Raw genomic sequence first — 9,056 nt, 5'->3', positions numbered from 1 at the left:
GGAGAAGTCCATCGCATCAGCCGAGGCTTGGATCACTATCGCCCACATCCGGGTCCTGACACGACGCTTGGCAAGGTACGGTATTGTTGAGACCTTTTCGAGTCAGGCTCTAAGGTGAGCCCTTGAAGCCGTTTCTTGTAGGCCAGATCGCATGTCTCGTTCCCGATGATATTTGCTGTCATGCTCTCTTCGCACCGATCGTCCAAGCCAATGCGCTCCGGTAAAAAAATCAGCTTGAAACATGAACAACAATTACAACAAGTTGAACGACCGCGGCGACGGCGGCGCCCTTTTCAGCCATATGCAACGGCCGCGTGAGTCCATCCGTAACGGGACTATCTAAGGCAGTAGATTGTACAAAGCGCGGCAAGGCCGGAACGCGCGAGCCACGCTTGCTGTTCGCCATCGCGTCGAGCTTCTTGCCAGTAGACTTCCGTCGGCTGTCCAATCGGATGTAGTTTTGAACTTCGTCAAGCGTTATGTTGTAGCCGAGACTCTTTCCGATCGCTACGATTGGTGCAAGACCCGTGGCACTTGGCTTGAGGTTTGCAGGCAGCCTGCCTTTGTCCAAATCGTTGACGAATCGCTCTACGTCAGCTCGCGCCATAGCTAATTCCTTTGCTCATAGTTGCCAATTACACCGCCTCGCTCTTGCCGGCGTGGATGATGCCGTGAACGAGCAAGCGCCGTGCCAACCTAAAAATGTCGTCATTTTGTGCATTTTCAGAGTGCATGCATTGTCAACTTGCCGACCTTTAGTCCCGAACCGGCCAATCGGCCGCTCCGAAATGTAGACATCCGCAAAATTCTTCACTAAGGACAGCGCTCTCTTTTTGCCCGCTCAGTTGCGGATTCCGCCAGTCGATTCATTCAGTGAAACATCGGGATACGCTCAAAAGCGTGACGACGGCGTAGCGGCGTCAGAGAGAAGCGTCGACGAATCACGCACTGCCAAACGGCCGGCACAGCAGGTCGACGACCCCCCGCGGCGGTGGGGAGATCAGAGCTGTATGCGTATCATGGACATGACCCAGGCTCATGCAACCCTGACCGCGACCAGCGCTGAAGCAGGCCGACGGCATCGGGTTGGCACTTTAGGCACCGACGCATTAGCAATGGACGCGCATCTGCGCCGACTCGGTATCAGCGATGTGCATTATGATCTGTCTAGGTTTCGATCGCCTTGGTCTTCCGACCCTTCCATGCACCACGTGCCAACGAGTTTTATTACAACCTGCTAACCGCTTCATTCCAGCGCGTCCGGAGCCGCGACTACTTTGTCGGACTGATGACATCGCTGTGTCGCAACCCCGCCGCAGTCACTGATTTCGGATGGCTGCAAGAGTTCTTCCAATGGTACGAAGACTTGGATCGGCGCAGCAGCTTTGGTCGGCTCGCGATCCTCAAGCACCTTGAAAACACGATGTTTGAGTGGCGACGAAGTTGCAAAGTCCCTGTAAGCGCGCTCGAGTGCGGCGCGCGCACGGGTGGCGGCCGTGCCTGTGGGGAGATCGGAAAAGTCCTCCGCGACCAGATACTGACCCATGCGCTTCATTATGTGGAGCCGTGATGTGTTTAGCACCTTTGGGTCATAGGTGACGCCGAGGGCATCGAAGAACTCCTCGGCGGCCGACAAATCCTTCAGCCAAGTCAGAATGTCAGTGCCATCAGGGGCAAAGGTCGCATCATCATAAGACATTGCATTCTCCTACTGGCCGCGGAATAGCTGCTTTCGTTCCAACACATGGTCCCGGCCCTGCACCCCATGATGACCCTGGGAAGAGCTGTGATCGAGACGCCATCAGTGACGGGTATTCGGACATTCCCAAGCGCTGAAACGATCGTATGTGCCGGCAGAGCGTCTACCCGGCAAATACTGGACGAGATTCACGCAGTTTTTTCACAACTGCGGGTATCACCTGCAACACCCGATCTATATCCTCTTCACAGTTATAGCCTGACAACGAGAAGCGGACTGCTCCGACCGCCTGCCTGTGGGGAGTACCCATGGCTTTTAGAACATGGCTCGTCGATAAAGAACGAGAGGTACAGGCGGTTCCGGAGGAGCAGGCGATGCCATGGCGATTGAGCAGAAACTGCATGGCTTCACCACCGACGCCTTCAAAGGCAATGCTCGTTGTGTTGGGCAACCGCGTCACCGGATCACCCATTACGAAGACTTGGGGGACACGCTCGAGAAGTCCTTTCTCCAATCGATCGCGGAATGATCTTATTATCGCATTGTCCTTGTCCATACAATCCAACGCGAGTTCTGCCGCCTTGCCCAGACCTACTATCCCGGGCGTGTTCTCCGTGCCCGCGCGCCGGTCGCGCTCCTGGTGGCCACCCTTAATGAGTGCGTGAAAGGGCACCCCGCGCTTTATGTAGAGTGCCCCGACGCCCTTCGGGCCATGGAACTTGTGCGCGGAAAGCGACAGCATGTCGATCGCCGTTGATTTCAAGTCAATCGGTAGCTTGCCGACTGCTTGCACCGCATCGGTGTGGAAAATTGCGCCGACTTTTTTGGCCATCTCAGCTAGCTTTACCACAGGAAAGAGCGTTCCCGTCTCGTTGTTGGCCCACATGATCGAAACGATTGCTACACGGTGTGTAAGGGCGTCCTGATAAGCGTCAAGGTCAAGTCGGCCCTGGTGATCCACTGGGACCTTGTGCACCTTGGTGCCGCGTGTCTTCTCCAGATGGGTGCAGAGCGTCAGCACCGCAGGATGCTCGACCGCCGAAGTTACGATCTCAGTGCGCTCAGGCATAGCCTCGAGCCCCGAAAGGATCGCCGCATTGTTGCTTTCGGTCCCGCCCGAGGTAAAGGTGATCTCTGGGTCGAACTTTGCACCGATCAGTGCTTGCAACTGCCTGCGCGCTACGTTAATCGCTGCCCCGGCAGTAGCACCAGCGTCATGCATCGAGGAAGCGTTGCCAAACACATCTGCGAAGAATGGCAGCATCGCCTGGAGAACTTCCGCATCGACGCGCGTCGTTGCGTTGTTGTCGAGATAGATAGGCCTCAAGATAATTCTCCAGCTACCGAAACGACGAAAGGTTTACAAATGGCGATCGTGGCATTGTAGAAGTGCTTTTTGATCCAGCATTACTGTTCTCCCGTGCGTGGCGATCAGCCGAACGATTTGCCGCAGGCTCACCTCTCCCGCGTGTTGAAACGTTGAAGACAAACCCGGGCGAATCCACCCTTGGGATGACGTCCTTGGGATGACGTCCCGGGCCAGGCCGGCCACATGGGGTTGGGGGTCCGAGTCAACAAATATGTTGATCCCATCCTTCTCGATAACAGTGTCGCCCTCGCGCGACTCAGTCTCTAATGCAAAATGGTATATGCACAGCCGTCCGCTTGAACCGTCATATGCATAAGCCATCGGTGGGTTCAGAATCGCGGGAAGGAGCGAGCTTCACTGCACTAACGGCTCTTCCGTTGAGACCTATCATGGATCGTTTCTCCTGGTTCGAAAAGGCCTTTGCAAATCGGTCAAGCACAAACTATGCCAACGAAAAAACGGTTCTGAAACAACACCGAAACTCAAACATCGGTATGACATTTGTCCGATAATGTCGGAAATCGGACATTGTCGAATTAGCCCACACCAAAGAGCGCCTCTGTGCCGCAAACAGGATGCGATGTGATGACTTCGGCGGCGCAGCTCTTCGAAAGCTTGATGGCAGACGGAGGATGCCAGCCATAGCGGCGATTGCTGGCACTTGCCTCACTCTACGATGGCGGCCCGCGTTCGGAGGCAGCGCCATTCGCCAGCGAGATGCTGCAGTGTTGGGCCGGGTGCTGCGATCCGACTCGGACCCCAACGAACGGTGCACCGCGCGACCGAGTGACACTGAATGACGTCAGCGCCCGGGGCTGGCAAAGGACGTCGAAAGCAGGCTATCCTAAAAATTCACTGGCGCGCAGATTGGTCCAGAAGTTGCGCATTTCGGATGAGAACACGGTTGGGCGTGAACTGGAGACGCCCGGCTTCGCCAGAGCTCCCACAAATGCAACTACAGCGAAGCGGGCAAATGACAGGCAGCGCTCTTCGACCACCACACCTCGGGGAAGCCCAGTCCGTATTTCGGCAACTCTTTCGGCCGGGCCAGCGCGTCCCAATAGGCGATTTGGGCGGCCAGCTTGTAATAGAGCGGAATGACGTAATTATGGGCGAGCAGGACGCGATCGAGTGCCTTCGTTGCGGCAACCAGCGTTTCGCGATCCTTTGCGAAGATCACGCGCTCAATCAATGCGTCGACGCCAGGGTCGGAGATGCCGGCATAATTCCTGGAGCCCTGGCGTGTGGCGGCTGCCGATCCCCAGTAGTCCGCCTGTTCGTTTCCGGGGCTCAAGGACTGACCCCAAACTTCCCAGGTCACATCGTAGTCGAAGGCACGCTTGCGATTGGTATATTGCGATGGGTCCACCGTGCGCACGCGCGCTTCGATACCGATCCGCTTCAGGTTCTGCGCATAGGGCAAGGCGACGCGCTCGAATGACGGGCTGCTCAACATGATCTCGAAGGAGAACGGCTTGCCCGTCTCAGTATTCACCATCCGGTTACCGTTGAGCTCGAACCCCGCCTTGTTCAGGAGCTCGATCGCCTTGCGCAGGTTTTCGCGCGCCTTTTGCGGCGTGCCGCCGACCGGGTTGCTATAAGGGGTGGTGAACACTTCGGGCGGCACGAGGTCCTTGACCTCGTTCAGGTTCTTCAGTTCCTTGCCTTCCGGCAGACCGGAGGAAGCGAGTTCTGTGGCGAAGAAGAAGCTGTTCACGCGCTGATACTGATTGTAGAAGATGGTCCGGTTCAGTTCTTCGAAGTCGAGCGCATAGTTCAATGCCTGGCGCACCCTCTCGTCGTCGAAGGGCTTGCGGCGCATGTTCGGCACCATCGCCTGCATCACGGCCGTTGCCCGGAAGGGGTTGGGAATTTCCTCGCGTTTAACGCGGCCATCCTTCACCGCCGGAAAATCGAAGGCCGTAGCCCAGCGCATCGCCTGGTTCTCCCGCCAATAATCGGTGTTGCCGGAGCGGAAGGCCTCGAACTCGACGTCGCGATCGCCAAAAAAGGAATAGGTGATCGAATCGAAATTGTTCTGCCCGACATTGACGTTGAGCGCGACGCCCCAGTAATCGGGCCGGCGCTCATAACGAATGGTCCCGCCGGGGGCGAACGAAGCGATCCGGTAGGGACCTGACCCCATCACCGGTTCAAGCGTCGTTCGCGAAATGTCGCGCGGCTTGCCGTCCGGTCCAGTGCCCTCCCACCAGTGCTTCGGCACAATCCGGATCTGCCCGAGGATATGAGGAAGTTCGTGATTGTTTTTGTCGTCGAAGTGAAAGGTGACGTCCCGATCCCCTGTCTTTTCCGCCTTCACGACATGCCGATAGTAGCTTTGATAGAGCGGGTTCAGTTCCTTCGCCTTGTCGAAGCTGAAGACGACGTCTTCCGGCGTCACCGGCTTGCCGTCGGCCCATTTCGCTTCCTGCCTCAGCCGGAACGTGGCCGAGGAGATGTCGTCGGGGAAGGAAACGCCTTCGGCCAGAAGCCCGTAGGCCGTCGAAATCTCGTCCTCTGACGGTTTCATGAGCGTGTCGAAGACGAAATCCAGGCCGACGGCCGTTTCGCCCTTCACCAGCAGGGGATTGAACGTGTCGAAGGTGCCTGTCTGTGAAAGCCTGAGATCTCCGCCCTTAGGTGCCTCGGGATTCACATAGTCGAACTTTTTGAAGCCGGGCGGATATTTGAGATCATCGACGAGCGACAGTCCGTAGTGCCAGACCGGCTGCTCATGAGCCTCCGCAGCCGGCACCAGTAGTAAGGACATGGCCATGAACGCGGTCGCAAACTTCAGTCTTCCAATGACGCCGATGTCCAGCATCTCGTCCTTTCTCCTTGTTTTTATCCATTCGCCGCCACGGTGTTTGTGGGGCGGCTCCAAGTCGTTGCAGGATCGGCATGCCAGTGGCCGATCGTCCCTAGATATGGGCAATTCACACTCCTCAAAAATTGATTTTCTAAATTCTGTTCATAGCGTCTATGGATATGCGGAGCTTTTTGCCTGGTAGGGTCGCGGCCTGTGTCGCTGTACCCGCTGTCACTTTTTCTGGCGGCGGCGATGACGTGGATGTCGACCAGTGTCGCAAAGTCTTCCTTCGTCGCTGACAAGCGTCGACGGGATAACCAGCATCAGGAAACCGGTCATCAACTGTTCTTGCGCCTTTTCCACACAGCCGGCGACCGCCTCGGCATTGAGCGAGGCCGGATCGATAAGCACTGCCCGCACCCGACTGCATCACGTTGATGACCGCGAGGTGGACGGCAAGTACCAAAGTCGAGGTCAGGTATCAAACTCGCCTTGCCGGCGATGGGACCAACCTTGGCGAGACCGGTTATGCCTGCGATTTCCGTCGCGACCTTCAGGAAGATCACCGGTGCAATGATCATTCCAAGCTTTCCGATGTCCGGATAGAAATATCCAAACAGGATGCCCGCGATCGCTGCCAGAACCTGGGCATAGAGATGGCGATATAAGGGTGGCTTGGCGCGGGTCTCCGCGGAATGCTCAATGGTCATCAGGAGATCCTCCATATGGCGCGCGCCCGGTCGCCTGCCAGGCCGATTTTCCGAAAGCCGACAGCGGCGACTGTCATGTGAAGCTGATGAGCAATGGCCGTGCCAGTTGCCATTAAACCGTCGGCCGTGAAGAACTCGGAAGCCGCTGATTTGACGTAAGAATCGAGGGATCTGCAGATCTTCTAATTGCCGGAAACAGCCGCCGAACGGGCTGTTCCTTGCAAAATCAGTTTGAGGTTTGCCTGGTTGGCGAAGCGTGATTCACTGGGTTTATCGCGGTGAATCGGAGAACCAGGAATGGGTAAACCACGCGAACGGCGCCAAACGGGTGAACAGGATTTATTCCGATCCCGGCTCGACCAGATCATCAATATGAAGCACGAACTGGTGCGTCTGGCGCAGGCTATTGACTGGCCTGTGTTGGAAGGCCGCTTTGGGACGGTCTATTCGGACGGAGCGGGCATGCCGCCATTGCCGACGCGGCTGATGGCGGGCTGGCCATTCTGAAGCACACGTTCAACCTGTCGGACGAGGCGCTGTGCGAGCGCTGGGTGGAGAACCCCTACTTTCAGTACCTGTGCGGCGAGGAGTTCTTTCGGCACGAACTATCGTTCGACCGCTCCTCGATGACGCGCTGGCGGCAGCGCATGGGCGAGGAACGGATCGGCGGGCTCTTGCAGGAGAGCTTGGCCGTGGCAGTCAAGACAGGCGCGATGAAGCCGCAGGATACGCGGCAGGTGATCGTGGACACGACCGTTCAACCGAAGAACGTCATGTTCCCGACGGATGCCAAGCTTATTCACACCAGCGCTACGCTCATGCGAAGCAATTCAAACGGGCCGGCAAGGCGCTGCGCAAGTTGAAGACCTATCTCGGCCGGACCGTTCGCGACATCGAGCGTCAGATCGCCGGCGACGAACAACTCGACGCGATCTTCAAATGGTCGCTTTATCAGGCAAAAACGGTCATCGCGCAGCGGCAACGTCAGCGTGGCCGCAAGATCTACAGCCTGCATGCCGACGAAGTCGAGTGCATTGGTAAAGGCAAGGCGCACAAGCCCTATGAGTTCGGAGTGAAGGTGTCCGTGGCCACAACACTGAACCGTTCAAAGGGCGGGCAGTTCGCCCTGCACGCGACGGCGCTGCCCGGCAATCCCTACGACGGCCATACGCTCGCGACCGTCATTCCGGATATGGAAAAGATGCTTGGCAACGAGCTCTCCCGCATTCTGGCCGATGCTGGATACCGCGGCCATAATGCTCCCGAAAGGCACAAGCTGAGGGTCTTCACCAGTGGCCAGAAGCGCCGCCTCACGCCCCCCATCAAACGCCAGATGCGACGACGATCGGCGGTCGAACCCGTCATTGGACACCTCAAGAGCGAACACAGAATGGACCGGAATTATCTCGCTGGCGAACAGGGGGATGCCGTCAATGCCGTTCTGGCCGCCGCCGGATACAACTTCTCCCTCCTGCTGCGATGGTTCAGGCAGCTTTTGTGTCTGCTCGCCGCACTACTCCTCACGTTCCAGAGCCGACCAATGCCGCAGCAACCTGCCTGAAAGCGAGTTCTTCACGATCGACTAAACCGCAGATCCTGACGCCCGAAGTGCTTACTGTTCTCGACCCGGCCAGCCCCGCCATCCCGGTAACCGGCCACGGCGACATACTGATGGTAGTGCAGGCGATTAGGACGACGCCTCTGACATTATCGCCAAGCTCTTCGCCGCCGACGTGATCCACGAATTTGAGTGCGCGAACACCATCGGTCTGGCACGACGGGACTGCCACCTCACCGCCTTCTGTCCATAATTCTCACCTTTGTCTCAAGGCAAACCTTGGCCGGCAAGAAATGTTATTTGCCTCCATCAAATGACCGCCGAGACATCTTAATCGGCCTCCAGCCAAAGTCCGCAGCCGCTGCATCGATTGTCGATAAAGACCCGGGTGGAGGATAGCGAGATGACTGATTTTTGGCGCCACCGACAGAACTGGCACAAATCTTGAAACTGCTCATTGCGAGGCGGCGGAGCTGCTCATTGCGGCAACAATCCTATGCCTCGACTGCGCCACGTATGAAGATTTCACAATACTATTCAATTGAGTTCTTGCGACAAATGGGCGTTGACGATGTGCAAGATGGTCGCCAGAGCCGCTGTAACGAGAGGAAAGCGAAATGTCCAGGACCGCAGAAAAGCCCTTCGAAACTGTCGAAAACTCGATCGTCGGTCAATCCACGGCAATCAAAAGGGGCGAGCAGTTGACGCATGCTATTGAGTCACAGGAACTGGCCGGATCCGTCTTCAAGTCAACAATGATGGTGGGATTTGAACTGTCGCTGAACACTTTCGCTGCAGTCCAAGCCAACACCTTCGCTAATTTGCACCATCTTAGAGCCTGACCGAAAAAGAGTTGAGTGAAATCAGCCAGTTGTGATTCTGTTTGTTTGCTTAGGACGAACGGAGACCAC

Annotated in this window: 4 protein-coding genes and 3 pseudogenes; 2 read left to right on the top strand and 5 right to left on the bottom strand. The window is 56.9% G+C overall.

The window, feature by feature from the left end; translation table 11 throughout:
• Positions 1 to 229: 229 nt before the first annotated feature.
• The 5 genes and pseudogenes from AU381_RS00585 to AU381_RS00560 all read right to left on the bottom strand — a co-directional run.
• On the bottom strand, positions 230 to 607 hold the full coding sequence (locus AU381_RS00585) for a hypothetical protein (protein ID WP_014857677.1): 378 nt from the start codon (positions 605 to 607) through the stop codon (positions 230 to 232).
• Between the two features lie 720 nt (positions 608 to 1,327).
• Positions 1,328 to 1,699, bottom strand: a pseudogene (gene nifW / locus AU381_RS00580) (nitrogenase stabilizing/protective protein NifW); the annotation flags it as partial.
• A 163-nt stretch (positions 1,700 to 1,862) separates the two neighbouring features.
• Entirely contained in the window at positions 1,863 to 3,026 is a 1,164-nt protein-coding gene (gene nifS / locus AU381_RS00575; RefSeq protein ID WP_014857675.1) for a cysteine desulfurase NifS, read from the bottom strand.
• A gap of 997 nt (positions 3,027 to 4,023) precedes the next feature.
• A complete protein-coding gene (locus tag AU381_RS00565) occupies positions 4,024 to 5,892 on the bottom strand; it encodes an extracellular solute-binding protein (RefSeq protein WP_015633453.1) in 1,869 nt (622 codons plus the stop codon).
• Between the two features lie 282 nt (positions 5,893 to 6,174).
• Positions 6,175 to 6,587 (bottom strand): annotated as a pseudogene (locus AU381_RS00560) (C4-dicarboxylate transporter DctA); the annotation flags it as partial.
• 297 nt (positions 6,588 to 6,884) lie between these two features.
• On the opposite strand from AU381_RS00560, the pseudogene AU381_RS00555 reads away from it, so the two are divergent.
• A pseudogene (locus AU381_RS00555) lies at positions 6,885 to 8,148 on the top strand (transposase).
• A 614-nt stretch (positions 8,149 to 8,762) separates the two neighbouring features.
• Positions 8,763 to 8,987 (top strand): hypothetical protein, encoded by a 225-nt coding sequence (locus tag AU381_RS00550; RefSeq protein ID WP_014857667.1) that lies wholly within the window; start codon positions 8,763 to 8,765, stop codon positions 8,985 to 8,987.
• Positions 8,988 to 9,056 lie beyond the last annotated feature (69 nt).

Source organism: Sinorhizobium glycinis, from assembly GCF_001651865.1.
In the GTDB taxonomy this organism is placed as follows: domain Bacteria; phylum Pseudomonadota; class Alphaproteobacteria; order Rhizobiales; family Rhizobiaceae; genus Sinorhizobium; species Sinorhizobium glycinis.
The sequence above is the reverse complement of the archived record's forward strand: the minus strand, read 5'-3'. Positions and strand labels throughout refer to the sequence as shown.

Excerpts from the sequence above, each read along its gene's own strand:
- AU381_RS00585 (WP_014857677.1), bottom strand. The coding sequence starts at position 607 with ATGGCGCGAGCTGACGTAGAGCGATTCGTCAACGATTTGGACAAAGGC.
- AU381_RS00565 (WP_015633453.1), bottom strand. The coding sequence starts at position 5,892 with ATGCTGGACATCGGCGTCATTGGAAGACTGAAGTTTGCGACCGCGTTC.
- AU381_RS00550 (WP_014857667.1), top strand. The coding sequence starts at position 8,763 with ATGTCCAGGACCGCAGAAAAGCCCTTCGAAACTGTCGAAAACTCGATC.